At 58.5% G+C, this 26,237-nt stretch carries 19 protein-coding genes; 5 read left to right on the top strand and 14 right to left on the bottom strand.

Translation table 11 applies throughout. The features are described 5' to 3' along the window. Positions 1-29: 29 nt before the first annotated feature. Both parE and Absy_RS04035 read right to left on the bottom strand, forming a co-directional pair. Positions 30-2,054, bottom strand: coding sequence for a DNA topoisomerase IV subunit B (gene parE, locus Absy_RS04040; RefSeq protein ID WP_048853455.1), 2,025 nt, complete (start codon positions 2,052-2,054; stop codon positions 30-32). A 93-nt stretch (positions 2,055-2,147) separates the two neighbouring features. Next, on the bottom strand, positions 2,148-2,666 hold the full coding sequence (locus Absy_RS04035; RefSeq protein ID WP_048853454.1) for a hypothetical protein: 519 nt from the start codon (positions 2,664-2,666) through the stop codon (positions 2,148-2,150). A 389-nt stretch (positions 2,667-3,055) separates the two neighbouring features. Here Absy_RS04035 and Absy_RS04030 point away from each other — a divergent pair, with 389 nt between their 5' ends. Next, on the top strand, positions 3,056-3,595 hold the full coding sequence (locus Absy_RS04030) for an Ig-like domain-containing protein (protein WP_048853581.1): 540 nt from the start codon (positions 3,056-3,058) through the stop codon (positions 3,593-3,595). A gap of 79 nt (positions 3,596-3,674) precedes the next feature. On the opposite strand, the gene Absy_RS04025 is transcribed toward Absy_RS04030, so the two are convergent. Further along, complete coding sequence (locus Absy_RS04025; RefSeq protein WP_048853453.1) at positions 3,675-4,124, bottom strand: RrF2 family transcriptional regulator; 450 nt, start codon at positions 4,122-4,124, stop codon at positions 3,675-3,677. Positions 4,125-4,278: 154 nt separating this feature from the next. On the opposite strand from Absy_RS04025, the gene cysK reads away from it, so the two are divergent. Continuing rightward, positions 4,279-5,265 carry a cysteine synthase A gene (gene cysK / locus Absy_RS04020; RefSeq protein WP_048853452.1) on the top strand — a complete coding sequence of 329 codons (987 nt, stop codon included), beginning with the start codon at positions 4,279-4,281 and terminating at the stop codon, positions 5,263-5,265. 78 nt (positions 5,266-5,343) lie between these two features. Here the strand turns inward: cysK and Absy_RS04015 are convergent, their stop codons facing one another. From Absy_RS04015 to gltX, 10 genes are all read right to left on the bottom strand, one after another. Further along, positions 5,344-6,573 carry an OmpA family protein gene (locus Absy_RS04015; RefSeq protein ID WP_179287816.1) on the bottom strand — a complete coding sequence of 410 codons (1,230 nt, stop codon included), beginning with the start codon at positions 6,571-6,573 and terminating at the stop codon, positions 5,344-5,346. A 129-nt stretch (positions 6,574-6,702) separates the two neighbouring features. Further along, on the bottom strand, positions 6,703-7,044 hold the full coding sequence (locus Absy_RS04010; protein ID WP_048853580.1) for a DUF1491 family protein: 342 nt from the start codon (positions 7,042-7,044) through the stop codon (positions 6,703-6,705). A gap of 8 nt (positions 7,045-7,052) precedes the next feature. Beyond that, entirely contained in the window at positions 7,053-8,834 is a 1,782-nt protein-coding gene (locus Absy_RS04005; protein ID WP_048853450.1) for a S41 family peptidase, read from the bottom strand. Further along, entirely contained in the window at positions 8,824-10,857 is a 2,034-nt protein-coding gene (locus Absy_RS04000) for an RNB domain-containing ribonuclease (protein WP_048853449.1), read from the bottom strand. Before Absy_RS04000 ends, Absy_RS04005 begins: the two co-directional genes overlap by 11 nt. A gap of 3 nt (positions 10,858-10,860) precedes the next feature. Beyond that, the gene (topA, locus tag Absy_RS03995; RefSeq protein WP_048853448.1) at positions 10,861-13,599 is read right to left on the bottom strand and encodes a type I DNA topoisomerase; all 2,739 of its coding nucleotides are present in this window, start codon (positions 13,597-13,599) and stop codon (positions 10,861-10,863) included. Positions 13,600-13,628: 29 nt separating this feature from the next. Then, positions 13,629-14,843 carry a DNA-processing protein DprA gene (gene dprA / locus Absy_RS03990; protein ID WP_048853447.1) on the bottom strand — a complete coding sequence of 405 codons (1,215 nt, stop codon included), beginning with the start codon at positions 14,841-14,843 and terminating at the stop codon, positions 13,629-13,631. Between the two features lie 33 nt (positions 14,844-14,876). After that, positions 14,877-15,521, bottom strand: a complete 645-nt coding sequence (gene plsY, locus Absy_RS03985) for a glycerol-3-phosphate 1-O-acyltransferase PlsY (protein ID WP_048853446.1) — start codon at positions 15,519-15,521, stop codon at positions 14,877-14,879. Beyond that, positions 15,518-16,810 carry a dihydroorotase gene (locus tag Absy_RS03980; RefSeq protein WP_048853445.1) on the bottom strand — a complete coding sequence of 431 codons (1,293 nt, stop codon included), beginning with the start codon at positions 16,808-16,810 and terminating at the stop codon, positions 15,518-15,520. The genes plsY and Absy_RS03980 overlap by 4 nt, the downstream gene beginning before the upstream one ends. Then, the gene (locus Absy_RS03975) at positions 16,807-17,748 is read right to left on the bottom strand and encodes an aspartate carbamoyltransferase catalytic subunit (protein WP_048853444.1); all 942 of its coding nucleotides are present in this window, start codon (positions 17,746-17,748) and stop codon (positions 16,807-16,809) included. The genes Absy_RS03980 and Absy_RS03975 overlap by 4 nt, the downstream gene beginning before the upstream one ends. Next, positions 17,741-19,147: a glutamate--tRNA ligase gene (gltX, locus tag Absy_RS03970; RefSeq protein ID WP_048853443.1), complete on the bottom strand. Its 1,407-nt coding sequence runs from the start codon at positions 19,145-19,147 to the stop codon at positions 17,741-17,743. The genes Absy_RS03975 and gltX overlap by 8 nt, the downstream gene beginning before the upstream one ends. A 38-nt stretch (positions 19,148-19,185) precedes the next feature. Between gltX and Absy_RS03965 the strand changes: the two genes are divergently transcribed. Continuing rightward, positions 19,186-21,384, top strand: coding sequence for a ComEC/Rec2 family competence protein (locus Absy_RS03965; protein ID WP_084596878.1), 2,199 nt, complete (start codon positions 19,186-19,188; stop codon positions 21,382-21,384). 5 nt (positions 21,385-21,389) lie between these two features. On the opposite strand, the gene Absy_RS03960 is transcribed toward Absy_RS03965, so the two are convergent. Next, entirely contained in the window at positions 21,390-21,728 is a 339-nt protein-coding gene (locus tag Absy_RS03960) for a carboxymuconolactone decarboxylase family protein (protein ID WP_048853442.1), read from the bottom strand. 84 nt (positions 21,729-21,812) lie between these two features. Here Absy_RS03960 and zapE point away from each other — a divergent pair, with 84 nt between their 5' ends. After that, positions 21,813-23,081, top strand: coding sequence for a cell division protein ZapE (zapE, locus tag Absy_RS03955; protein ID WP_084596876.1), 1,269 nt, complete (start codon positions 21,813-21,815; stop codon positions 23,079-23,081). Positions 23,082-23,286: 205 nt separating this feature from the next. Beyond that, the gene (locus Absy_RS03950; protein WP_048853441.1) at positions 23,287-26,151 is read left to right on the top strand and encodes a 2-oxoglutarate dehydrogenase E1 component; all 2,865 of its coding nucleotides are present in this window, start codon (positions 23,287-23,289) and stop codon (positions 26,149-26,151) included. The last annotated feature ends 86 nt before the right edge of the window (positions 26,152-26,237 follow it).

Raw genomic sequence — 26,237 nt, 5'->3', positions numbered from 1 at the left:
GGGGTAACCCACGCCGGGGGAGCAGGGGGTCAGATATCCAGCAGTTCATCAACCGAGCGGGCATGTTCCTGAATAAAAGCAAAGCGGAGTTCGGGCTTGCGGCCCATCAGGCTTTCCACACGTTCGCGCGTGCTTAGGCGGTCTTCTGGCGGGGCCACTACGCGTAGCAGGGTGCGGCTACGGGGGGCCATTGTTGTTTCCTTCAGATCCGCTGGTGGCATTTCTCCCAGCCCTTTAAAACGCGAGACATCAATTTTGCCGCGTTTTTTGGCCAGAGTTGCCATTTTGCGTTCTCGGTCCGCATCATCCATGGCGTACACGCTGTAAGCCCCTTGTGTGAGCCGGTATAGCGGTGGCTGTGCAAGGTACAGGTGCCCGTTGCGAATCAGTTCGGGCAGTTCACGGTAGAAGAACGTCATGAGCAGGGAGGCAATGTGCGCTCCGTCCACATCGGCGTCAGTCATGATGATAACGCGGCCGTAGCGTAGCTTGGTCAGGTCGAATCGTTCGCCCGACCCGCAACCCAACGCTTCGATCAGGTCGCGCAACTCCTGATTTGCCCGTAGTTTTTCCGTGGTTGCACTGGCCACGTTCAAAATTTTTCCGCGAAGAGGCAGAACGGCCTGTGTTTCTCGGTTTCGGGCCTGTTTGGCTGACCCTCCTGCGGAGTCCCCTTCCACCAGAAAAATTTCGGTATCGGGAGCGTGTTCTCTGGTGCAGTCGGTCAGCTTGCCCGGCAGCCGCAGGCGGCGAGTCGCGCTTTTGCGCGGCGTGTCCTTGAGCTCGCGGCGGCGCAGGCGCTCCTCCGCGCGTTCAATAGCAAAGCTGAGAAGAGCATCCGCCTGTGGCGGATTCTGGGCCAACCAGTGGTCAAAGCGGTCACGTAGAGCGGTTTCCAGCAGTTTGCTGGCTTCAGCCGTGGTCAGTTTTTCCTTCGTCTGGCCCTGAAACTGTGGGTCGCGGATAAAGGCAGACAGGCAGGCCGCGATCATGCCCAGAATATCTTCTGCGGTAATGCTTGCCGCTTTTTTTATGGAGCGCTGATCGCCCCATGCCCGCAGCCCCTTGAGCAGGGCATTACGAAAGCCCGTTTCGTGCGTACCACCCAATGGAGTCGGAATGGTGTTGCAGTACGAGATAAGGGAGGCAGGACCGTTTTCCAAAAAAGCGACGGCCCATTCGACCTTGCCATTATCGGCCCCATCCGCCTGTGGGGGAAGAGGTGCCTCGCCCGACCAGAACGGAGCCAGCAGGGGGGCATTGGGGCCGAGTTCGTCCGCCAGACTGTCTGCCAGACCACCGGGGAAGTGCAGAACAGCCTCGGCTGGCGTGTCATCCCCGGTTTTGATCAAGGAGGGGTCACACGACCAACGGATGGTTACACCACGGAACAGAAAAGCCTTGGAACGGCAGAGCTTGTACAGGCGGGCAGGCACAAACACATGCGTGCCAAAAATCTCCGGGTCGGGTTGGAATGTAATTTGCGTCCCCCGCCGGTTGGGGGCTGCCCCGGCTTTCTGGAGGGGGGTTACAGGTTTGCCGCGTTCGTAGGACTGTTGCCACAAGGTGCGGTCCCGGGCGATTTCCACATCCATATGGGCAGAAAGGGCGTTTACAACAGACGACCCAACGCCATGCAACCCACCAGACGTGGCATAAGCCTTGCCTGAGAATTTACCGCCTGCGTGCAAGGTGGTCAGAATGACTTCCAGCGCGGAACGGTCTGGAAAACGGGGGTGCGGGTCAACAGGAATACCCCGCCCATTATCCCTGACCGACAGCCTGTTGCCCGGAGCCAGATGCACGTCAATGGTATTGGCGTGGCCTGCTACGGCCTCGTCCATTGAGTTATCAAGAATTTCGGCTGCCAGATGGTGCAGCGCACTTTCATCCGTTCCGCCAATATACATGCCGGGCCTGCGCCGGACAGGTTCCAGCCCTTCCAGCACCTCAATGGCACTGGCATCATACGCCTCGTTTTCCGGCCCTTTGGGGCGGGCGGGCGTACTGGCGGATTTGCGGGACGGTGTGGGGGCGGAAAACAGATCGCTCATGCGGGAAGTCTGTCCCGCTTTGGCGTTGATTCGTCAAGCACCAGAGGCGGCCAGAGCATTAAAAGCCCGGTTGCCGCCCATGGTTGCACAGCATTATGCGGCCTTGTGGGAGGCCCGGCGGCGTACAGGAGCACGCGTGGTGGTTGGTGCTGCGCAGGTTTCGAACGATGCCGGTTGGGTCACGTCTTTGGCATCGGAATAATTGGAGAGGTCTTCCCCGTTATCCAGAGCATTGACTTCATCAAACATGGCCATGCGCTGCTGGCAGAAGATGGTGCCGGACTGCAAGCCCCGTTCGGACTGCACATTGGCAAGCTGTGTAATGTAATCATCATGTTCGCGCTGTGCGCTGCGGCCGTAAGTGGACCGGAAGTAGCCGTTAAGCTTGTCTTCCTCGTTCAGCAGAACAGTGCGGAACTTGGCAACAAACGCATTGTAGCGATCCTGTGCGCTACAGGAGAGAGCCGTAACCATCAGTTCGCTTTTAAGCCCCTGCACGTTGAATGCCTCATGCGCGGGGGAGTGGCCGCACGGACTGGCGGCAAAGGTAACGGAACTATGCAGAACGCCCGCGGCAAGAACACCCGCGGCAATAAAACGGGAAAGGAACATACGGTAGGACCTCCGACAGATGCAGCACAACGCAATAGCCTATTCAGGCAGGAAAGGAACGGCCTAATTTGTCATACCGTCATTTCCCCGCAGGGGGGCACATGGCCACATAATGCATACATGGCAGTTTATCCCCGCACTGCGTTGACATGGCGCTGTGGCAAAACAATGTTTTTACCTGCTGTAAAGCACATGGAAAGGCAGGCGTGCCAAAAGGTGCGGTCAGTGCCTCTTTCTTCCTGATGCAGGATGTTTTAAAGGCAATGACGACTCATGCTGCGTAAGGCGTGTTGCGCTGGTGTTGCCAGTGGGCAGGTCCAACCCTTTAACCAAATATGGAACGCGCTGGGTTTATGGTTGTATTAACAGGAATGAAGCGGAGCTGTGGAGTGCGCTTACGAGGAATTGCCGGGCTGACGCTAACGGCCGGAATGCTTGCCGGCTGCGCGACAACCGTGGGCCCTGTCCATGTCGGATCTCCCAATCCGTTTGGGTATCTCAAAAAGTCTGCCGTGTGCAGCACAACCCCTATCAAGAAAGAGGCTGACGGCCAGCTTTCCACGACCATGACGGTCCGTTCGGATGATGGGCTGTGCGAAGTGCTCGTCTCTCAACCCAATGGTAAACCTTATCTGTCCTTTGGGGCCGCTCCGGCGCCGGAGCACGGCAAGGCGTTCCTGTACTCGTTGGATAACGACACGCATGTAACCTACACGCCCACACAGGGCTATGCAGGGCAGGACAAGTTTACGGTCATCCTTATTCCCGGCCCCGGCCAGCAGCGTACCCGTCTGACGGTTACAGCGCAGGTTGATGCAACGGGTGTGTTTATTCCGCACCCTGCGGTTACGGCCCCCACACCTGCTGCTCCAGCCAAAAAAGCTGTTACCAAGCGGGCAACACGCGCGGCCAAGAACAGCAAAAACTAAGCAGCCTTTACAGGCATATAAAAAAAGCGGTGCCGCTGAATGCGAGCACCGCTTTTTTTTTGGGGTAAAAATTCTACCTTTAGATCGAAAAAGTGATCGGCTCACTCTGGGGGCGTTTAAGCCCGGCCTCTTCTGCCTGACGGACCAGTTCGTCCAGAGTGGTTTTGCCCATCTGCTGGGTCAGTTTTGAATCAAACTCACTCCAGCATGGTTCAATAACCTTGTGGAAGAGTGGCCCCTGTGGGCCATCGCTGCCCTCTGGGTCATCATTCAGGACGGCTTCAATAATATTGACCAGGGAAACATCGCGCCGGGGGCGACCGAGACGGTACCCACCACGGGGGCCACGAATACTTTCCAGTAGCCCTGAGCGCGATAGTGCCTGAAGGAGCGGTTCTATCCCTCGGCGGGCCAGACCGGAGCGCTCGGCAATATCTGCCGCGCTCACGGCATTGGAGCGTCCCGCGTGGAAAGCAACGTCCAGCATGATGAGAACAGCGGTCATTGCTCTGTCACGACGGAGAATCATGCGCGTGGTCCTTCCTGCTTGGCTTGGGGGCTGACTTAATGTTGTGTCAGCCTTGCTGTGTTGAGTGCTTATAGCAGGGGAATGGCTGTTTATCTACGTTGGAAATTCGTATTATAAGACAGTTGAACATATAAACAGTTCAGGTAGGGACCAAATGCCATCAACAACGCACGATAACGAGGGATACGGCTTTGCAGCGCCTCGTGGGAGAGTTTACGACTCGGTTTTGAATGTGGTGGGTGGAACACCTCTGGTCGCACTGCCGCGCATTATGCACGAAGATAAGCTGAAAAGCCGCGTGCTGCTTAAGCTGGAATTTTTTAACCCGCTGGGTTCAGTCAAAGACAGAATCGGCACGGCCATGGTGCTGGATGCCGAACAGAAGGGTAAAATTGTACCCGGGCGCACTTTGCTGGTGGAGCCAACATCGGGCAATACAGGTATTTCTCTGGCATTTGTTGCTGCCGCTCGGGGTTACAGGCTGATCGTGACCATGCCCGAGGGAGCCTCCATTGAACGACGCCGCATGTTGCGGCTGATGGATGCGCAGGTGGAGCTTACGCCCGCACGCCTTGGTATGGCAGGTGCTATTGCCCGTGCGAACGAGATACTGGCCGAAACACCGGATGCTTGGATGCCCGACCAGTTTGATAATCCGGCAAATCCGGCTGTTCATGCGGCTACCACGGCAGAAGAAATCTGGACCGACACAGAAGGTAAAGTCGATATTGTGGTTGCCGGTGTAGGGACTGGCGGTACGGCAACAGGCATTGCAGAATCGCTCAAGCCCCGGCGCAAGGGTATTCAGGTTTTTGGCGTGGAACCTGCGGAAAGCGCTATTTTAAATGGAGATGAGCCAGGCCCCCACGGTATTCAGGGCATTGGACCAGGTTTTTGCCCTGCAACGCTGCATCTTAAAGCTCTGGACGGTGTACTCACTGTTTCCGAACGGGAGGCTATTGCTGCTGCCAGACGTTGCGCTCGTATAGATGGCATTCCTGTTGGAATTTCTTCTGGTGCGGCGCTGCACGCAGCATTGCAACTGGCTCAGAAAAAAGAGAACGCAGGTAAAACCATTGTGGCCATAGCGCCTTCTTTTGCCGAGCGTTACCTTTCTACGTCCCTGTTTTCTGGTTTGTAAAAAGCGTAACAGGACTGCTTATAAAAAAAGCCCGCCGTATATGGCGGGCTTTTTTGGGGCAGATCGTCGTGCTGTCTCTTAGCGCAAAATAATTTCTACCCGACGATTCTGTGCTTCCTTGGTGTTTGGGCCAGTCTGCACAAGCGGGTGTGTGTCACCATATCCGTGAATATCAATGGTGGAACCTGCAATTCCATCCCGCATCAATTCGGCCTTAACCGCTGTTGCACGGCGAAGCGAGAGCTTCATGTTGTATTCTTCCCCCGCTTTTTCGCCCGGATGGGCAGAGGAGTTGTCCGTATAGCCGGAGACGGTAATGCGGGTGACAGCAACATGAGCTGCGGCCTGTGCGGCCTCGTTAACAATGGAACGCGCCCTGTCGGTCAGGTCAGCCTTGTCCCAGTCAAAGAAAACCAGATAGCTGCGGGCCGCCTGCGGGGCGGGAGCTGCAATGGCAGCCGCAGGAGGGGGAGGGGGAGGGGCTGGATTAAATTCGTAACGCAGACCCAGCATCATGGAGTGATTAAAGTCGGTTACGGTTTTATGCGTGCCACTTACGGTGCTGACACCCTGAGCAACTTGCGTACCACCAATATTGCCGATGGAAGTCACACCATGTGACTGTGGGCCAAACATGGTCCAGAACCGGTATTCTGCCGTGGCAGACAGCCCCACAACCCATGGGACGGGGAAGGACAGACCAAAAATGCCCTGATAGGTGGCATTCCCGTAGGTGCCGCCAATCTGCTGTGTAGTGCTGCCACCTGCCGCATTATGCCCTACGAGGGAGGCATGGGTTGCCGTCCACCCATAGCCAACGCCTGCACCAAAATACGGGAACAGCCACGGCTTGCCGATATCCAGATCAAACAGGGCATTAACCATCACACCATAGGTCTGGCGGCGGCCATCCCCTTTGGTGGACATGGTATTGGTCACAAGGCGTTGATACCCCATATTACGGTAGTCGCCTTCGACTTCCACACGAAAACCATTGCCCAGCCCCCAGCCGATCGAGCCGATTCCAACGGCACCGGCTTTCCAGCGGTCGCGACCATCTGGGAAGTTGGCGGTGCTTTTGACCCGCTGATCCTGGTTAAGCGTTCCACCGCCTTCCCCGGCAATATACAGCCCCTGCACAGGCTGCGCATGTACGGAGACGGCAGACAGCAGGAGCCCAGCCGCAAGCGGCGCAGAAAGCAGCGTTTGCGCAAGCAGTATACGGCGCGGCTTCATGGTCTTCTCCCTGCTGTGGCAAAGGTTGTGCGATACATCACGTATGGCGTTTGATGGTACGAGGGCACACATGCCTGCCTTCTTTGCTGTAAAGTTGTGTATGACGCAACAGTTAGAAGCCAGAGTTTTCCCAAACTTGTGGTTTTATGCGTCATAAATACCGCAGGCGTGTGGGTTAAGCCACAATACCTACCTTTCTTGTCAGATCAGTATTGCTTCAAACGGAGGGCTGAAGTCCTGGGTTTCAATTTCCAGTACCCATAAATCAGGATCGTATTTGAGCTGCCGGTCAATATAGGCCTGAATCTGTTCTGCCGGGACAGGTTCGGGGCCAGTTCCACGCATCCACGCTGCTTCGCCCTGAGCTGTGCGGGTCTGGGAGAGTACGGTTCCCTCCCCATGACGGCCAGCCAGTACGACCAGAATACCGCCTGCATCGGGGTCACCTTTGCGGAGCAGCATGGCTGAACGTCCATCCAGCCCGGACTGGCGCAAAATGGCGCGCGCTACCAGATCTGTCCGCAGGCGTGGGGGGGAGGTCATGTCAGGATTCATGGGGCGGCAACAACCTGTGGGGATGGAGCAGTATCATCAGGAATGGCTGCTATGGCAGTTTTGTACCATGCGGGATGATTGATCAGGTCCCGGGCTACGCTAATGTCCCGGTCATTGCCAAGCGCAGCCGGACACGCCTTGCGAATAGCCAGAATGTTGGAAACACTCAGCGGGTAACGCGCCGCGCGGGAGGCGGTTATGGCCGCCTGATTGGCGAGCTTGCCGCTGGCCAGCGTGTGCAGGGCACGGTTTGTATCCGCCTCGCCCAGACTGGTGCAGATCTGGGGCATAACGCCCAGTCCCTGCAGGGGCCAGTGGAGCGGGGCAATAACGCGGCTCCATGTAACAAAAAGCTCTCCCTCATCAGGGAGTTGGGCCACAGTCTGGACCAGCCCCTTGCCCAGTGTTGCGCTGCCAATCACAACGGCGCGCCGGTGGTCTGCCAGAGCTGCGGCCAGAATTTCGGCCGCGCTGGCAGTACGGCCATCCACCAGAACAGTAATGGGCAGATGGTTGGTCATGTCTCCCCCCTGTACTGCCCATATATGGTTGGACTGAGGGTCCCGCCCACTGGTTACGGCTGCGACACCATGGTCCAGCAGCAGGGCAGCGGCAGTTACCGCCTGTTGCAGCACGCCGCCACGGTTGCCACGCAGGTCTATAATCAGCCCCCGCAGGTTTCTGTCCTGCGTGGCCTGATCCAGATACTGGCTCATTTCCTCGGCAGTATCGGAGGAAAAAGCGGTTACGCGCAGCACCACAATGGGGCCACTGGCAAAAGCAAACACGGTTTCTGGCGGCACTTTGGCGCGTCGGAGTGTAACTGTGTGCGCACGCCGCCGCCCGGGGGAGAGCAGGCGCAGCACAAGAGGACTATCCTCCGGCCCACGCAGCCATTCCGTAACGGCTGGAACGGACTGCCCCGCTGTTAACTGGTTGTTCACGGCAATGATGCGGTCGCCCGTATCAATTTCTGAGGTCCACGCTGGTCCGTTGGCGTTAATGGCGGAAACCACAATATGCCGTCCGCTCTGGGCCAGCGTAATGCCTGCATCGGCCTCGCCCCCTGTTCTTGCTTCGCGGTCGGTGCTGGCAGAAGACGGGCCGATATAGCGTGAATATGGGTCAAGATGATTGAACAGTTCATCAAAAAAAGCCTGCAACAGATCATCCCGCTCTGCCGAACGTACGGCGGTGGAGTGGGCGCGGGCGGCTTCTAGAAAATCGGTGGCCAGTTTGGCCCAGTCATCAACATTGTCCGCAGGTGGGGCCACGCGAGAGAGCAGGGGCATAGGCCCGGCCAGCAGTTGAATATTGGTGCCACGGGAATCGAACGTAAGCGTGGGGTCCAGAGCCGTCAGGCATCCTAACCCCCAGAGGGTAAAGTCCCGGCTGCTGTGTGCCTCCAGCGTGCGTGGTCCCAAAAATTCCAGTGCGGTTGCAATGACCGAATGAACCAGTGGCATATCCACCGTTGGAAGCGGGGGAGATGGTGGCGTTTCCTGCTGTGGCACAACTGCCGGAGGTGCTGGGGCCTCTGCTGTGGCAGGTGTTGGGGGCGTGGCGGGGTGTACTGCCTCCACTGCTGCCGGGGTACTGGGGGCTGCGGGTTGCGGTGTGGCCGGAGGAGGCGTGGGTCCCCCCGCTCCTCCCGTGTTCTGGGCATGAAGGGTGGCTGGCTGGCACAGCAATAAAATGGCCAGCACAACACCGGGCAGGTGCAACTGGTGTTGCACAATGGCACGCACATAATAACGGAATGGAAGATCAGCACGCATAGTGAGGGGACGCCAGTACGGACACACCACGCGCCGGGCAGGTTGCCAGCAGAACTGCCTTAAGCAGCGCCCCACTCTGGCTAGGGGGCGTGTGGCGGGCGGCAGATTTGCCGTACAGCGAGTCGTCATTCATCCTTGCGTAATCCGGAACAGCAGACCATGGCAGCAAAGACGGAGTTCCCGTTTTCGTCAATCGCACGCAAAGGCCTTGCCGTGTTGTTGTGGTGGCATGGATGTTCACGTTTTGCCCTACGCAAGGGGCCAGAAAGGCTGCCGCCAGCCGATTTTGGCTATCCTGCACGCATTGTGCGGCTCGTTTTTCGGTAAAATTAAGGTGCGATACCAATGCATTATCCTGCATGGCAGGTGGCGCGTAAGCCACAGTTGTGGTGCCTTGGCACCACATGGTCAGGGCTCTGTGGGCAACCAGATCGGCATAGCGCCGGATGGGGCTGGTAAAATGGGTATATAAAGGCAGACCAAGACCGTTATGGCGTTCGGCAAGGGTGCTGTAACGCGCTGCCGGGCGTGGCCGTTTGACCGTGGGCGCGGGATGCACCCTGAAGAGAACCGGAAGCTGGTTTTTATGGGCTATTTCGGCTGCAAGCGTGTTTGCCGCGATCATGAAGCTGGCCACCAGATCGTGGGTCGCAAGGCGTTCGCGTGGCTGAAAAGCAGCAGGCTGCCCATCTGGGTGGAAGGTAATAACCAAGGCATCTTCATCCAAACGCAGGGCACCGCGTTGGGTTGCAGCCAGATCTAAAGCGTCGCCTGCCGCCTTGAGCGTACCAAGCAATGCAGACGGTAAAGTATGAATGGGGTGTTCGGGCGGCATGGCTTTGCCATCCAGCGCATCCTGCACATCGCGGTAGGTCAGGCGGGCTGCACTGCGCATGATGCCCTGCCCAATTGTACCGTGCCGTACGATGCCACCGTGCGTAATGTGCATATCGGCAAATAGGCATAGCCGGTCCAGCCCGGGCAGGAGCGAACAGGCATTGGCGGACAGGCTGGGTGGGAGCATGGGCACCGACTGGTCTGGTAAGTAAACGGAGGTGCCACGTTGCCGGGCCTCCATATCCAGTGCCGATCCATGGGGTACGTAATGCCCTACATCCGCAATGGCGATCAGAAGGTGAAAGCCGTCCTCCGTGGTTTCTGCCCATATGGCATCGTCAAAATCCTGTGCGGTTTCATCATCCAGTGTGATCAGGGGGAGGGAGCGCAGGTCGCGCCGGTTTGCGGGTGCAGGCTGGTTATGCAGTTTTGCAACCAGTGCCGCCGCATACTCTCCTTCCTGCTCAGCCGTGCTGGAAAAACGGGTTGAAACACCATACGTCAGCAGGCTTAGTCTACAGGCCATGCCAGCCTGCTTTGCGTGACCATAAGGGACTGGTTTGGTTACAGCCAGTGTGCCATCGGGCATGGGCTGCAAGCTGCCTAAAACCACGTCTCCCGGTGCTGGCAGGGGGAAGAGTTCAGGCTCTGCAAGTGCAAATGTGCCGGTAATGTGTGGGTTGCAGGTCCATAACCGCTCCAGTGGCGCACCGTCTGCCCCTAGTGCTCGTGCAAAGGCAAGGGGGATGTTGGTGCGTGCCAGAAGGCACTCTGCACGGGCTTCCCTGCGGTAGTGACCATTGGCAGGGCGCAAGCGCACCAGAAATACGTCGCCGGGTAAAGGGTACGGCAGGTCGGGCGCTAATGTCTGGATTGTAACGGGAGTCGCAGCCGGATTGTCCGCCAGAACACCGCAGGGTGTTCCATCCGTGCGAATATGGGTTATGCGTGCCCGTGCAGTTTCGGGCAGGCCAATGGAGGTTTTCAGGCGGCCTGCGGGCAGGTCCAGCAAAGAACCATCCAGAGCCATGGCGTGTAAAAGGGTTTTAAGGCGGGCTTTGTCCCGTATCGGGCGTTCAAATGCCCGTAGCATATCCGTCAACCCAACAGGGGTATCCCCTCCCAGCAGGTAGGCCCGAAGTGCTGCGCTGGATGGTAGGGCAGCAGCTTCAGACCTGCCGGGCATGGATTATTCAGCCTTTTTTTTACGCGTTGTTGTTGTGCTGGCTTTGCGGGTTTTTGGCTTGGGTGCTTCCGCCTCATCTTCCGCTTTGGCCGCAGCTTTTGTTTTTGTTGTTTTGGTCGCGCTCTTTGTTGCCGTCTTGGCTGTGGTTTTGGCGCCCGTTTTGCTGGTCGCGGCTTTTGGTGTGGCGGCTTTTTTCTTGGTCGCGGTTTTTTTGGCGCCAGCCTTGGCTTTGAGCGGTTTGCCCTTGTCCGCCAGCAGGGCCACAGCCTCGTCCAGCGTGACCTCATCCATATCCGTACCGCGCGGCAGGGTGGCTACAAGCTGTCCATGCTGGGCGTAGGGGCCAAAGCGGCCTTTGCGCACCATAACAGGTTCGCCATCCTTGGGGTGGTTCCCAAGATTGCGGATGGAAGCCAGCTTTTTGGCCAGTGCATCGACTGCGCGGTTCAGCCCTACGGTCAGAACATCGTCATCCTTATCGAGCGAGCCATAGACCGCACCCATTTTAACGTACGGCCCAAACCGGCCCAGACCGGCCTCTATTGGTTCACCCGTTTCGGGGTGGAGTCCTACAAGGCGGGGGAGGGAGAGCAGACCAACGGCCTGATCCAGCGTAATGTTCGCTCCATCCATGCCTTTGGGCAGGGATGCGCGGCGCGGCTTGGCTTTTTTATCCGCAGGGTCAGGTTCCCCCTGCTGTACATACAGCCCCCACGGCCCTTGGCGGACGGTAATATCCTCACCCGTCTGTGGGTGTTGGCCAAGCAGGCGCATACCGTCCTTAAGTGCGGCGCTACCATCGCCATCTTCCGCGCTTTCTGCGGTCAGCCTGCGGGTAAACTGGCATTCGGGGTAATTGGAGCAGCCAATAAACGCCCCATAACGGCCAAGCTTAAGGCCAAGGCGACCCGTGCCACATGCCGTGCAATGCCGTGGATCGGACCCATCCGTACGGGGAGGGAAGAAGAACGGCCCCAGATCCTTGTCCAGTGCATTAAGCACATCGGTAATGGTGAGTTCTTTGGTGTCACCGACTGCCTTGGAAAAATCATTCCAGAAGGAGGCCAGTACTTCCTTCCACTGGGCCTGTCCGTCCGAAATATCGTCCAGCAGTTCTTCCAGACTGGCAGTAAAGCCCGTGTCCACATATCGTTCAAAAAACGAAACAAGGAAGGCCGTTACAAGCCGGCCACGGGCTTCTGGCACAAAGCGTCTGTTTTCAAGCTGCACATAGTTGCGGTCCTGCAGAACGGTCAGGATGGACGCATAGGTGGAAGGGCGGCCAATGCCCAGCTCTTCCATTTTTTTGACCAGCGATGCCTCGGAGTAGCGGGGCGGCGGTTGTGTAAAATGCTGCTCTGCTTCCACCCCTTCACGCTTGAGAGGGTCTTTCTCCTGCATGGGGGGGAGCATACGGGAATCATCATCCGCTGCTTTTTCGGTGTCATCCCGCCCTTCACGGTAGAGTTTCAAAAACCCGTCAAAAGTAATGATCGACCCGTTGGCACGCAGCACGGTCTGGTTGGATGGTCCGGCAATATCCACCGCAACCTGATCCAGCGTTGCGGATTCCATCTGGCTGGCCACAGCACGCTTCCACACCAGTTCGTACAGGCGGCGCTGGTCGTTGTTCAGGTAGCGGGCCATGGATTCGGGTGTGCGGGAAATATCCGTGGGTCGAATGGCCTCGTGCGCTTCCTGTGCGTTTTTGGCCTTGGATGTGTAGTGGCGTGGCTGGGCAGGCACATAGTCTGCACCAATTTTGCTGCCAATATGGTTGCGAATGGCGTGTATGGCCTCCTGTGCCATGGTCACGCCATCAGTTCGCATATAGGTGATCAGCCCGACTGTTTCCCCACCCAGTTCCATGCCTTCATAGAGTTGCTGGGCGGTGCGCATGGTGGTCTGCGCGCTCATGCCCAGCTTGCGCGATGCCTCCTGCTGCAAGGTGGAGGTGGTAAAAGGGGGCTGTGGGTTGCGCCGGACCTTGCGCCGCTCAATGGAGCGTACACTCAGTTCTTCAGCTTCTACCGCGCGTTTGGCTGCTTCGGCCTGTTCGGCGTTACCCAGATCAAACTGGTCAAGCTTTTTGCCGCCCAGGTGCGTAAGGCGAGCGGTAAAGGGTGCGTTGCCCGGTGTAAGCAGCGATGCCGTTACACTCCAGTATTCCCGCGGTTTAAAAACCTCAATCTCCGCCTCACGCTCACAGATCAGGCGCAGGGCAACAGACTGCACACGTCCGGCACTGCGTGAACCGGGCAGTTTGCGCCACAGAACGGGGGAGAGGGTAAAGCCAACCAGATAATCCAGTGCGCGGCGGGCCAGATATGCCTCAATTAATGGAAAATCCAGCTCACGCGGGTGCGCCATGGCGTGCTTGATGGCGGTTTTGGTAATTTCGTTAAACGTAACACGCTGCACGTCCACGCCTTTAAGCGCGTTGCGCTCCTCCAGCATGGCCCGCACATGCCACGAAATAGCCTCCCCCTCCCGATCCGGGTCAGTGGCGAGGTACAGGTGCTTTGCCCCTTTGAGCGCCTTAATAATGGCGGCAACCTGCTTTGTACCGCGTTCATCGGCCTGCCACTTCATGGCAAAGCCTTCATCCGGCAGGACAGACCCGTCTTTGGGTGGAAGGTCACGCACATGCCCAAACGATGCCAGCACCGTGTAGCCATCACCCAGATATTTGTTGATCGTTTTAGCCTTGGCTGGGCTCTCGACCACAACAACGTCAGTCATACTCTCTCCGACCTGCCCGGAAGCAGCACTTACCTACTCGTTTCTGCCTGCCCGTTAGTTAGCCCAACGCGACCATCCTGATAGGTGGTCACCTGACCTGAGAGCTCAAGCTGGGTGAGCGCGGCCAGAACGACAGAAGCCGAGAACTGGCAGCGCCTTATAAGATCGTCAACAGCTATGGGTGTAAAGGACAGAAGGTCAAGGACCTGTTTGACGGGGTCTACCGGAGTGGCGGGCTGTGTAGCGGGTCTAATCGGATTTTTGTTAACACTCTGTTTTTGTTGAACATTATCACCTTTTCGCGGAGTGTTATCTGCTGTGCCGGAAGGGGGGAGAGATGCAAACAGGTCACGCGTGGATTTTGTCTGCTTCAGATCCGTAAAAAGAGTTTGGGGGGTGGAAAATGCAATGTGGGGCAGAATGTCCGCCGCGCGTTCGGTTAGAATAGCCCCCTTACGGAGCAGGTCGTTGCTGCCCCGGCACCGTGGGTCCAGCGGGGAACCGGGTACGGCAAACACCTCGCGCCCATAATCTGCTGCCATGCGTGCGGTAATTAATGTGCCAGAATGGGGCGCTGCTTCTACGACCACGCAGCCAAGGGCCAGCCCGGCAATAAGCCTGTTCCGGCGCGGAAAATGGCGGCCTTGCGGGGCTGTTCCCAAAGGCGCTTCGGTTATGACCACACCCATTTGTGCAATCTGGGCCTGTAGGGGGGCATTCTGTGTGGGGTAGGGGCAGTCCAGCCCGCCAGCAATGGCGGCAATGGTTAGTCCACGCTTGTAAAGCGCACCTTTGTGGGCGGCGCTGTCTATGCCCCGGGCAAGGCCGGAAATAACGGTTAATCCGGAGTCGGCCAATTCGGTTGCCAGATTTTCGGCCAGTCGCAAACCTTGGGCAGAGGCATTGCGCGCACCAACAATGCCAATCCCCGGCTGGTGGAGGTATGCCGGGTTGCCCAGAATGCTCAATACCGGTGGTGCGTCTGATATGTGGCGCAAAAGGGGAGGATAGTCCGGGTCCAGCAGGGTCAGGAACTGCCCGCCAAGTGCACTGGTCGCCTCAATCTCGCGCTCAATAGTCGCGCAGGAGGGAATCGAGGGGCGTGTGCGCCCGCGTATGGGCAGGTCTGGCAGGGCATCCAGTGCGGCTGCGGGTGTACCATATTGTGCGACCAGACGCTGCCATGTGCGGGGCCCCACCTGTTCGGTGCGGGCCAGCCGGAGAGCCGCCAGCAGGTCACTCACGTCTGGAGCGGCCTAGGCCAACACATGGGGCAATCAGTCCTTCTTCTGGCCAATACGGGACTCGGTACCACGGAGGATACGGCTAATGTTCTCGTGGTGGCGGGCAATGACTAAAATGCTGATCAACAGCGTTGCCATGGGCTTGGGACTGTTCTGGAAAGAAAAACCATACAGCGCCAGAATAACCACAGGCATGGCCACAAATGCCGCCAATGCCCCGGCGGAGGAAATGCGCGTGGCCTTGGCAACAGCCAGCCATACCGCACACCCCAGCAACCCGGTAATGGGAGAAAGGGCAAGCAACGCGCCCAAGCCGGTGGCAACCCCCTTCCCCCCGCGAAAACCCAGAAAAATGGGGAAACAGTGCCCAACCACAGCCGCCAGAGCAGCAAGGGATGCCGTGTGGTCGGAATAATCGGGTGAGGTCATGACCCATGCGATCAGAACCGCCAGAAAACCCTTGGCTGCGTCCAGCCCCAATGTTGCGGCAGCCAGATCCTTGCGGCCTGTGCGCAGTACGTTGGTGGCACCAATATTGCCAGAGCCAATACTGCGCAGGTCACCTGCGCCACCAAGGTTGGTCAGGATCAGCCCAAAAGGCACACTCCCCAGCGCGTAGCCCATGAACGCCATGGCGGCCATAAGCCACAGGACGTAGGAGGGAAGCTGCCCGCTCATGCTGCGTCAGCCTCATATACGCGGTGGCCTGCTTTCCATGTGCCCAGTACCCGGCCTTCCAGTGGGCGATGGTCAAACGGAGTATTCTGCGCACGTCCGGGCAGTTTGCCTGCCGTAACAAGCCAGCTCTGTTCGGGGGCAAACAGGCACAGGTCCGCCATGCTCCCCACGTCCAGCGTGCCGGCCTCTACCCCCAGTAGTGCGGCTGGGCGGTATGTCAGCAGGCCAAGGGCCTGCGGCAGGCTTAATGTGCCATCATGCACACGGGCGAGCGTAACACCCAGAAGCGTGACCATGCCGGTGCCACCTGTAGCGGCCTGTGCAAATGGCAGGCGTTTATCATCCGCATCGCGCGGGTGGTGGTCGGAGGCAATGGCATCAATCGTGCCATCAGCCAGACCAGCACAGACTGCCAGCCGGTCTTCCTCGCTCCGCAGGGGGGGAGAGAATTTGGCGTAGGTTCTGAAATCACCAATCGCGTTTTCATTCAGGTCAAAGTAAGGCGGGGCGGTATCGCATGTGACATTCAACCCTCGTGCCTTGGCCTGCCGGATCAGCTCCAGTCCTTCACCCGTGGAGACGTGTGCAAAGTGCAAACGCCCACCGGTCAGTTCCGCCAGACGGATGTCCCGCGCAATCATGATCGATTCGGCCGCGGTGGGAATGCCCGCCAGCCCAAGGCGTGTGGCCAGTGCGCCGGATGTGGCGCAACCCGAACCAGCAAGGGAGGGATCCTCTGGGTGCTGGACGACCATGGCCTTGAACCCGCTGGCATATGCCAGTGCAAGCCGCATAAGCCGCGAAGGGTCAATGGCCCGGTTGCCATCGGTAAAGGCTACGGCCCCCGCTTCGTGCAGGAGCCCGATTTCTGCCAGTTCCTTGCCTTCACAGCCTTTGGTTAAGGCACCATAGGGCAGAATGGTTACTGCGCCGGTTTCCTCCCCACGGGTGCGGAGCATTCTCACAAGGGCTGGGTTATCAATGGCGGGTTTGCAGGTGGGCAGCACGGCAATGGTGGTAATGCCACCGGCGGACGCGGCACGGGTGGCAGAGGCTATGGTCTCGCGGTACTCATAGCCCGGCTCCCCTATTTCCACACGCATATCAACAAGGCCGGGGCACAGTACTGCTCCTTGCCCGTCTATAAGGGTTGCCCCTTCGGGCCTGCCTTCGGCTCCGGGTTTGTCCGTGCCTGCAATGCGGCCATCCTGCACCAGCAGCCGACCGGGCTGGTCCATACCGGATGCGGGGTCAATCAGGCGGACATTTTCAAAAACGACAGTGGTCATAGAGTTTGCCTGCTGCGTGTAAGGCGGTCCAGAACGGCCATGCGCACGGCAACACCCATTTCCACCTGTTCCTGAATGACACTCTGGTCAGAATCGGCAACGGAGCTGTCAATTTCCACCCCCCGGTTCATGGGGCCGGGGTGCATGACCAGCGCGTTTTTGTGCGCAAGGTCCAGCCGTCTGCGGTCCAGACCAAAAAAGCGGAAGTATTCCCGTGCGCTGGGGATCAATCCGGAGGACATGCGCTCGCGTTGCAGGCGGAGCATCATCACCACGTCCACATCGCGCAGCCCGTCCTCCATGCTGTGGTGAATATCCACCCCAAGCTGGCCAAGGTTGCCCGGCACCAGCGTGGGTGGGCCAACAAGACGGATAGAACTGCCCATTGTGGTGAGCAGATGGATGTTGGAGCGTGCCACGCGGGAGTGGGCCACATCGCCACAAATGGCAACTTTTAAACCACCCAGCGTGCCGTGGTGGCGGCGGATGGTCAGGGCATCAAGCAGGGCCTGTGTGGGATGTTCGTGCATTCCATCCCCTGCATTCACCACGGATGCTTCCACCTTGCGGGCCAGCAGGGCGGGTGCGCCAGACTGGGAGTGGCGTACTACCAGCAGGTCCGTGCGCATGGCATTCAGGGTGGCTGCGGTGTCCAGCAGGGTTTCCCCCTTGTTCACCGAGGACTGGGCGACGGACATGTTGATCACATCCGCCCCCAGCCGCTTGCCTGCCAGTTCGAAGGATGTGCGCGTGCGCGTACTATCTTCAAAAAACAGGTTGATCAGGGTCCGCCCCCGCAGCACGTCGCGCGGGACCTTGCGGGAGCGGTTGAGCAGGGCATAGCTCTCGGCCAGATCCAGCAACGGCTCGATCTGGTCTGGCGTCATGCCCTCCAGCCCGAGCAGATGCCGGGTGTGGCGGCCGGGAAAGCTAGCCATGCAGGACAGCTCCTATGCGGGCCAGTGTTTCGTCCCGGCCCAGTGCCTGAAGGGTGGCATCAATGCCGGGGGAGGAGTTGGAGCCGGTTACCGCCGCACGGAGTGGCTGGGCAACCTGCCCCAGCTTGTGGCCACCACGCTCGGCAAAGGCACGCAGGGCTGCGTCTATCTTTTCCGGGCTGAAGGGTTCAACCACAGCCAGGTCCCGTGCAAGTTCACCCAGCAGGGCGCGGCCTTCGGGGGTTAGCAGTTTCTCGGCTTTGGCGTTCATGGGCAGGGGCACATGGCGGCCAAGGAATGCCGCATTCTCGGTCAGTTCAACCAGAGTACGCGCACGTTCCTTAAGGCCCGGCATAAGGGCCAGCACGCGGGCACGGGTGGTTTCATCCACCGTTACGCCTTCAACCTTTTTCAGGCGTTCCATCACATCGTCCGTCAGGCGGACATCATCTGCCTGTCGCAGCCATACGGCGTTAATGTGGTCGAGCTTGGCGTAATCCATGCGTGAGGGAGCGCGGCCCACGCCGTCAATGTCGAACAGTTTGATCTGTTCTTCGCGGGAGAGGATTTCCGCATCTCCATGCCCCCAGCCCAGACGGAGCAGGTAGTTGCACAGGGCTTCGGGCAGGTAGCCCATGTCGCGGAATTCCACGACGGACTGCGCACCATGGCGTTTGGAAAGTTTGGCGCCATCGGGGCCATGGATGAGTGGCAGGTGGCCAAAGCGCGGCAGGTCCCAGCCCATGGCGCGGTAGATCATGGCCTGGCGGAAGGTGTTGGTCAGGTGGTCATCACCACGGATAACGTGGGTAATGGCCATGTCGTGGTCGTCCACCACCACGGCATGTTGGTAGGTGGGGGTGCCATCGGAACGCAGGATGATCATGTCATCCAGCTCAACATTGGCAACGCGCACTTCGCCCTGCACAAGATCATTAATAACCGCATCGCCTTCCCGCGGGGCTTTAATGCGGATGGCAAAAGGGGCATCCTTTGGAGCATCAGCCGGGTCGCGGTCGCGCCACAGGCCGTTATAGCGCGGGGGTTTGCCACTTTTCATGGCCTCCTCACGCATCTGCTTGAGTTCTTCTGGCGTGCAGTAGCACTTGTAGGCCAGACCTTTTTCAAGCAGTTCCAGTGCGACTTCGCGGTGGCGTGCCTCCCGCGTGGACTGGAATACAGGTTCCTCATCCGGCGTAATGCCCATCCAGTCCAGACCCGCAAAAATAACATCTACGGCCTGTTGGGTGGAGCGTTCGCGGTCGGTATCTTCAATACGCAGGAGGAATTGACCGCCATGGTGACGGGCAAAGAGGAAGTTGAACAGGGCTGCGCGGGCGTTGCCAATATGCAGCAGGCCTGTCGGACTCGGAGCGAAGCGTGTGCGGATGGTCGTCATGGGGCCAGTCTTTATCACGCGCGGGCGCAGGGAGCCATATGCTGAACCCGATGTCTGTCATGGTGTTGTTCGCAGGGGAATACCGGCGGCTTGTGCTGTGGTGCCCCGTGCTGCTGGCATTGGGCGCACTCAGTTATTTTTTATGGCCGTCTGAGCCGGGTTGGGAACTGGGGTTGCTACTGCCCGCCATTGTGGCTTGCACAGGGCTGGGTGTCTGCCTGTACAGGCCGCACAGCCTTGGTGTGCGGGTGCTGGGTGGGGCTGCTATGGCGCTGGCGGTGGGGTTTGGTGCGGCATGGAGTGCCGCGCACCGGCAGCCCCCTATGCCGGAACTGCCCCGGCGCGGCACGGAACTGACGGGTATTATACAGGATATTGCATATTTTGCGGCTTCCGACCGGGGCGGCCCACCAGTGCGGTATGTAACGCTGGGGCAGGGAGTCCTGCATGATTTTGTGAATGAGGGAATGCCGCCGCTTCGGCGCAGTCTGAACATAAGACTGGTCCCACAGGACTCGGCAGAACTGGGTATAGGTGCGCACCTGCGCGTACGCGTTCTTTTGCAGTCTCCTTCTTTCCCCGCATTCCCCGGCGGACGGGACATGCAGTTTGAGGCATGGTTTGCCGGGCGTGCAGGCCGTGGCAATGCGCTGGGGCCAGTGCAGGTGGAACCTGCGATTCCATACCCGCCCCAAGGGTTTGCCACGCACATTATTGCCAGATTACGCCAGCACGTGGGCGCGCGTATCCGGCAGGTTCTGCCCGGTGCATCCGGTACGGTCGTGGCGACTTTGCTGGATGGTAAGGCGGAGGAGGTGCCGCGGACGGTACGGGAGGATTTTGCCGCGTCCGGGCTTGCGCACCTGCTGGCGGTAGCGGGGCTACATCTGGGCATTGTTATGGGGGCGGCCATGCTGGTCTGCCGCATGGGGCTGGCTGCATGGGAATGGGCTGCTCTGAGGTGGCCATGCAAAGCCATTGCGGCTTTGGTCGCATGGGGGATTGGTGGCGCTTATGTGCTGCTGACCGGAGTGCACCTGCCTGCCGAGCGCAGTTGGCTTATGTCCAGCGTGGTGGTTCTGGGGCTTGTGGTCGGGCGTCGGGCCGTATCCATGCGGGGTGTTGCGCTGGCTGCGACCATTATGCTGCTGGTGGCGCCGCAGGTTGTGCTGGACGTTGCTTTTCAAATGTCCATGGCCGCAGTTATGGCGCTTGTTGCGGGGTATGAGGTCATACATCCACGGTTGCTTGGCTGGGTGGGGAGGCTGGCAGGGTTTGGGCAAACATGTGCACGACATGCCGCCATGCTGGTTTTGACCAGTATTCTGGCAGGCACAGCGACCCTGCCTGTGGTTATGGCGCATTTTGGTGTTGTGCAGCCGTTTTTTGTTTTGGCCAATCTGCTGGCAGTCCCGCTTATGGCTGTGTGGATCATGCCTTTTGGGTTGCTTGCGCTACTGGCCATGCCCGTCCACGCCGACGCCCCCTTTTTACATTTGATGGATGTGGGGGTGCGGTTTGTGCTGTGGCTGGCGCATGGTGTGGCGGGGTGGCCCGCAGCCCGTATTGCCGTGCCTGCCATGCCCGGATGGGGGCTTTTTGCAGTTCTGCTGGGGCTGTGCTGGCTGTGTTTGTGGCAACATAGCTGGCGTTGGTGGGGCGCTGTGTTGGTGTTTGTTGGTATGGCAACGCCTTGGCTGGTGCGGCAGCCGGATATTCTGATCAGCCCGGATGGTCAGTTAATTGGTGTGCGTGATCGGGGCAGCCTGCTGGTTATGGGCCATGCACGGGATGAATATACCGTAAAAGCCGCATGGGCGCAGGCTCTGGCGTTACCCGTGACCACATTCTGGTCTGGTGGCCCCCAAGGGGTGGAAACGGCCGATGGCAGCCTGATCTGTGGGGAAGATGAAGTTGCCGGAACCTGCACCATGCTTCGTGGCGCACAGGAGGTGGTCCTGCGTGTACACGACCCCTCGGATGGTCTGGCGCTTTTGCCGCAGGCGCTGTGTGCACAGGCGTCTCTGGTGGTCAGTGTGGCACCCATCAGGCAGTCCTGCCCGGATGTGTCTGTTCGGCTTGATCGTTTTTCTGCCTGGCGCGGGGGTGCGCAAATGGTTTTTCTGGCTTCAGGCGTGCAGGTTGTAACGGACAGGCAGACGCGGGGGGAGCGTTTGTGGGTGCTCAAACCCGGTGGGCATGGCACCCCCACCCTGCCTTTGGCGCAGGCGGAATAAGGCGCTTAGTTTTCCGTGCTTTCAAACGCTTCCATAACCCGGCTGGAGTAAACAAAGGCAGCTCCGGCATTCAGGGCTACGGCTACGCCCAGTGCTTCGGCAATTTCGTCTTTGGTTGCGCCAACCTTGCGGGCCTCTGCGGAATGCACGGCAATGCAGCCATCACACCGTGTGGTTACCGCCACTGCCAGAGCAATCAGTTCGCGCGTTTTGGCATCCAGATGCCGCATCTCGGGTAGTGGAGTTTCCAGTGTTTGCAACCCCTTGAGTGTATTGGGGGTCAACTGCACCAGTGTTTTGACATTTTTTTGCATATTGGCGCGATAAGCGTTCCAGTCGGTCATGACGTGGACTCCGATATGGGTATGATGGACCCATGAACAGCACCAGAGTGCTCCAGCCTTGTCACGACACGGTTAGGAGAGGTGATGGTGCTTGCAGAAAGAGCCTTCAAGCCGTTATCGGGCAGAATTATGACAGATATGAACATGAGCGGGGCCTCAGCTGCGACCAGACAGGGGCCTCTGGCAGTTTACCGGCAGCGCATTGCTACCGGGGACATCAAGAGCGATCCGGATCAGGCCCGTGTGGTCGAACGTCTGGACCAGTTGTGGCGCGAACTGGCCGCCATGCCCGAACGCAGGGTGCAGGCGGCCACCCCCGCCAGCAAGGGGCGCGGTTTTTTGGCGGGTCTTGCCAAAAAGCTGATGAACCAGCCTGACCAGACTACGCAGGACCGTCCACGGGGCCTTTATATTGTAGGGCGTGTGGGGCGTGGCAAAACCATGGTCATGGATCTGTTTTTTGGCTGCGCGCCTGTCCGGCACAAGGAGCGCATTCATTTTCTGCGCTTCATGCAGGACGTGCATCAGAAGCTGCATGACCTCAAGGCTGCCAACCCCGGTATGGCGGACCCTATTCCACCACTGGCCAAAGCCATAGCCGCCCGCGTGCAGCTTTTGTGCTTTGACGAGTTTCAGGTGAACGACATTGCAGATGCCATGATTCTGGGGCGTCTGTTTGAGGCGCTGTTTGCGGATGGTGTGGTTATTGTCGCCACATCCAATACTGAACCCTCGCAACTGTTCCAGAACAGACCGGGGGCAGATGCCTTTAAACCGTTCATAGCCATTATCCGGCGTGAGCTGGATACGATTGAGCTGGATTCGCCAAGGGATTACCGCCGTGGGCGCGAGCAGGACCGCCAGACATGGCTTGTTCCGGCCGATGCACAGGCCCATGCAACGCTAGACCGTATTTTTGCCCATCAGGCCGGAACTGCAAAAAATGAGTCGGTGACTTTGGAGTTTGTTGGTCGCAGCTTTGTTGTGGAGCAGGCTGCGGGGCGGGTGTGCCGGTTCGATTTCAACTCTTTGTGTGGAAAGCCGTTGGGGCCGAACGATTATCTGGCGCTGGCCAAGCGCTTTCCCGTTGTTGTGATCGATAACATTCCCTGCATGGGGCAGGACGAGGCCAACCTCGCCCGGCGCTTCATCACCCTCATAGATGCCTTGTATGACAACGGGAATCTGCTGTTTGCCTCGGCTGCAGCAGCACCTGACAAACTGTTTACCGAGGGAGAAGGCTCGGACGCATTTGCCCGCACAGCCTCCCGTCTGGCGGAAATGGGCAGTGAAAGCTGGCTTGAGCATGGTGCACAGGCAGCACAGGCAGCCCACAGCCTCGCTAGAGCGTGACAGGCGGTGCCCTTGTTCCAGCCCCATGGCCGGTCTAGCTCTTGAGACAGAAAGAGGCCGGGGGCTGTCTGCTTCTGGCAAGGGATATCAAGGGCACTTCACCGTATGGGTGGGGTGAAGGAAAAGATGGTCCGGCTTACGTTGGAGTGTGACACAACATCTGGTCTGCGGCGCGTGATCACCCCGCGACAGGGAGGAATGTGAGATGGCGGTATCGGATATGCTGGCAACCGCTCTGAACGGTGCCAATATCGCGTACCTTGCGGATTTGTATGCCCAGTGGGCGAAGGATCCAAAAAGTGTAGATCCCTCCTTCGATATTCTCTTCAGTTCGCTGGGAGATGATGAGGCAGCCGTGCTGCACGATGCACTGGGTGCATCGTGGGCGCCGCGTCCATCCATTATCACGGGGGAAGAGCCGCCGCCTGTAAAGGGTAGCCCGGCTGGCGGCCTTGCAGCACAGGACAGTCTGGCAATTGCCAGACTGGTGCGCGCTTACCGCGAATTTGGTCATCTGGAAGCAACGCTGGACCCGCTGGGGCTTAAAGTTCCTGCCCAGCGTGAGGAACTGAACCCGCAGACCTACGGCTTTGGCCCCAAGGATCTGGACCGGGAGGTTTTTATTGGCTCTTTACTGGACCCGCTGCTTAAGGGGCGGAGTACTGCAAAGGTCAAGGAGGTTATTGCAGCACTGCGGTCAGTCTATTGCGGGAATATTGGTGCGGAATACCTGTATGCCCGTAATGCTGAACAGCGCGAATGGTTCCGCCAGCGGCTGGAAGGCGATAACTGGCAGCAGAACGTAAGCGTTGCCGAGCGCAAAAGCATTCTTAAAAATCTGGCCGAAGCCGAAGGGTTTGAAGCATTCTGCCAGAAGCGTTACGTAGGGGCCAAGCGCTTTGGTCTGGAAGGGGGAGAAATCTCCATTCCAGCCCTTCATGCCATTGTGGACCAGTCTGCTGTGCAGGGCGTTGGGTCAGTAACCATTGGCATGGCACACCGTGGCCGCCTGAACACGCTGGTCAACGTGGTGCGCAAACCCTACGTTGCCATTTTTAACGAATTTGCCGGTGGTTCTTTCAAACCTGACAACGTGGAAGGTTCGGGGGACGTTAAATACCATCTGGGATCTTCGGCGGATGTGGAGGTTGGCGGGCGTTCCGTTCACATTTCCCTCCTGCCCAATCCGTCCCATCTGGAAGCGGTTGATTCCGTTGTGCTGGGCAAGGTCCGTGCAACACAGGATGATGCGGGCGATACGCAAAACCGTAGTGGCAGCATGGGCATTATCATTCATGGTGATGCTGCCTTTGCGGGTCAGGGGATAGTGTACGAAACATTTGCCATGTCCCAGCTGCCCGGTTACCGCACGGGTGGCACCATTCATATGGTAGTCAACAACCAGATCGGTTTTACCACCAACCCTGAATGTGGCCATTCTGGCGTTTATGGCACGGATCTGGCCAAATCCATTGAGGCCCCGGTCCTGCATGTCAACGGGGATGATGCGGAAGCGGTGATCTATGTTTCCCGCCTTGCGGCTGATTACCGGCAGAAGTTTGCGAGCGATATTGTGCTCGACATTGTCTGCTACCGTCGCCATGGCCATAACGAAACGGATGAGCCGGTCTTTACCCAGCCCGTAATGTACAAGGCGATTGCCAGCCACGAAACACCCCACACCCTGTACGCACGCCGGGTGGTGGAAGCTGGTGTTATGAGCGAGGCGGAAGCACAGGCCCAGTGGGATGCCTTCCAGGATCGGCTGGAAACTGATTACAAGGCGGCTGAATCCTACAAGGTTAACAAGGCCGACTGGCTGGAAGGCGGCTGGAAAGGGCTTACGGCACCGGGGCAGAAGCCCGAACAGGCATGGCCAGAAACCGGCGTGGCGCTTGATGCACTGCAAAAAATTGGTGCAGCAATTACTAAAGTGCCAGAAGGGTTTAACCTGAACTCCAAAATTGCGCGTCAGCTCAAGGCCAAGGCTGGCATGTTCAGCTCTGGCGAAGGGTTTGACTGGGCAACAGGCGAGGCATTGGGTTTTGGCTCCCTGCTGCTGGAAGGTCACCGTGTGCGTTTGTCCGGGGAGGACTGCCAGCGTGGGACTTTCAGCCAGCGCCATGCAACATGGACCGATCAGGTTAACCAGAGCCCCTGCACACCGCTGAACCATATTCAGACCGAGCAGGCAAAAATTGAAATCTGGAACTCGCTGTTATCCGAATACGGGGTTCTGGGTTTTGAATACGGATATTCCGTGCGCAACCCACAGACACTTGTGCTGTGGGAGGCCCAGTTTGGTGACTTCGCGAACTGTGCACAGGTCATTATTGATCAGTTCATTGCTTCGGGCGAGACCAAGTGGCTGCGTATGTCCGGTCTGGTTCTGCTTCTGCCTCATGGGTATGAAGGGCAGGGACCAGAACATTCTTCTGCCCGTCTGGAGCGTTATCTCCAGCTTTGTGCGGAAGACAACATGTTTGTCTGCAATATTACAACGCCTGCCAACTACTTCCATGCGCTCCGCAGGCAGCTCAAACTCGACTACCGCAAACCGCTGGTGCTGATGGAACCCAAGTCCCTCCTGCGCCACAAGCTTGCGGTTTCCGCTCTGGCGGACTTTGGGCCGGGCACCCACTTTAGTCCGGTTCTGTCCGAGGTGGATGCTCTGGGGCCGGATGCCAAGGTGCGCCGTGTCGTGCTTTGCTCTGGCAAGGTTTATTATGACCTGCTGGCCACCCGGCGCGAAAAAGACGTGAACGACGTTGCCATCGTGCGTGTGGAGCAACTCTACCCCTTCCCCGAAGCAGCACTCGCAGCCGAACTCAAACGTTATCCTAATGCGGACATTGTCTGGTGTCAGGAAGAAACGGAAAATGGTGGTGCGTGGCACTTTGTGGACCGGCGGATTGAAAAAGCTCTGCTGCGGGCAGGCCATAAGACTGGGCGTCCGCAGTATGTCGGGCGTGCCGCAGCGGCTAGCCCGGCTACGGGGCTGGCCCGCATTCACGCCGCCGAGCAGGCGGACCTTGTGGACCGTGCACTGGGGCTTAAGGCGGCTCGCTGAGCAGGGTCTGGGATTTTAGAAAATTGTCCGCCTTACGCGGAAGAAAAACCTGTGTGGAAAAAACCATTACGCCACACAGGGGATTT

This window comes from Acetobacter syzygii (assembly GCF_000964225.1).
In the GTDB taxonomy this organism is placed as follows: Bacteria; Pseudomonadota; Alphaproteobacteria; order Acetobacterales; family Acetobacteraceae; genus Acetobacter; species Acetobacter syzygii.
This window is presented reverse-complemented; position numbering and strand designations above follow the sequence as displayed.

Coding starts and splice junctions, on each gene's coding strand:
- parE (WP_048853455.1), bottom strand. CDS start 2,054: ATGAGCGATCTGTTTTCCGCCCCCACACCGTCCCGCAAATCCGCCAGT.
- Absy_RS04035 (WP_048853454.1), bottom strand. CDS start 2,666: ATGTTCCTTTCCCGTTTTATTGCCGCGGGTGTTCTTGCCGCGGGCGTT.
- Absy_RS04025 (WP_048853453.1), bottom strand. CDS start 4,124: ATGATTCTCCGTCGTGACAGAGCAATGACCGCTGTTCTCATCATGCTG.
- cysK (WP_048853452.1), top strand. CDS start 4,279: ATGCCATCAACAACGCACGATAACGAGGGATACGGCTTTGCAGCGCCT.
- Absy_RS04015 (WP_179287816.1), bottom strand. CDS start 6,573: ATGTGTGCCCTCGTACCATCAAACGCCATACGTGATGTATCGCACAAC.
- Absy_RS04010 (WP_048853580.1), bottom strand. CDS start 7,044: ATGACCTCCCCCCCACGCCTGCGGACAGATCTGGTAGCGCGCGCCATT.
- Absy_RS04005 (WP_048853450.1), bottom strand. CDS start 8,834: ATGCGTGCTGATCTTCCATTCCGTTATTATGTGCGTGCCATTGTGCAA.
- Absy_RS04000 (WP_048853449.1), bottom strand. CDS start 10,857: ATGCCCGGCAGGTCTGAAGCTGCTGCCCTACCATCCAGCGCAGCACTT.
- topA (WP_048853448.1), bottom strand. CDS start 13,599: ATGACTGACGTTGTTGTGGTCGAGAGCCCAGCCAAGGCTAAAACGATC.
- plsY (WP_048853446.1), bottom strand. CDS start 15,521: ATGAGCGGGCAGCTTCCCTCCTACGTCCTGTGGCTTATGGCCGCCATG.
- Absy_RS03980 (WP_048853445.1), bottom strand. CDS start 16,810: ATGACCACTGTCGTTTTTGAAAATGTCCGCCTGATTGACCCCGCATCC.
- Absy_RS03975 (WP_048853444.1), bottom strand. CDS start 17,748: ATGGCTAGCTTTCCCGGCCGCCACACCCGGCATCTGCTCGGGCTGGAG.
- gltX (WP_048853443.1), bottom strand. CDS start 19,147: ATGACGACCATCCGCACACGCTTCGCTCCGAGTCCGACAGGCCTGCTG.
- Absy_RS03965 (WP_084596878.1), top strand. CDS start 19,186: ATGCTGAACCCGATGTCTGTCATGGTGTTGTTCGCAGGGGAATACCGG.
- Absy_RS03960 (WP_048853442.1), bottom strand. CDS start 21,728: ATGACCGACTGGAACGCTTATCGCGCCAATATGCAAAAAAATGTCAAA.
- zapE (WP_084596876.1), top strand. CDS start 21,813: ATGGTGCTTGCAGAAAGAGCCTTCAAGCCGTTATCGGGCAGAATTATG.
- Absy_RS03950 (WP_048853441.1), top strand. CDS start 23,287: ATGGCGGTATCGGATATGCTGGCAACCGCTCTGAACGGTGCCAATATC.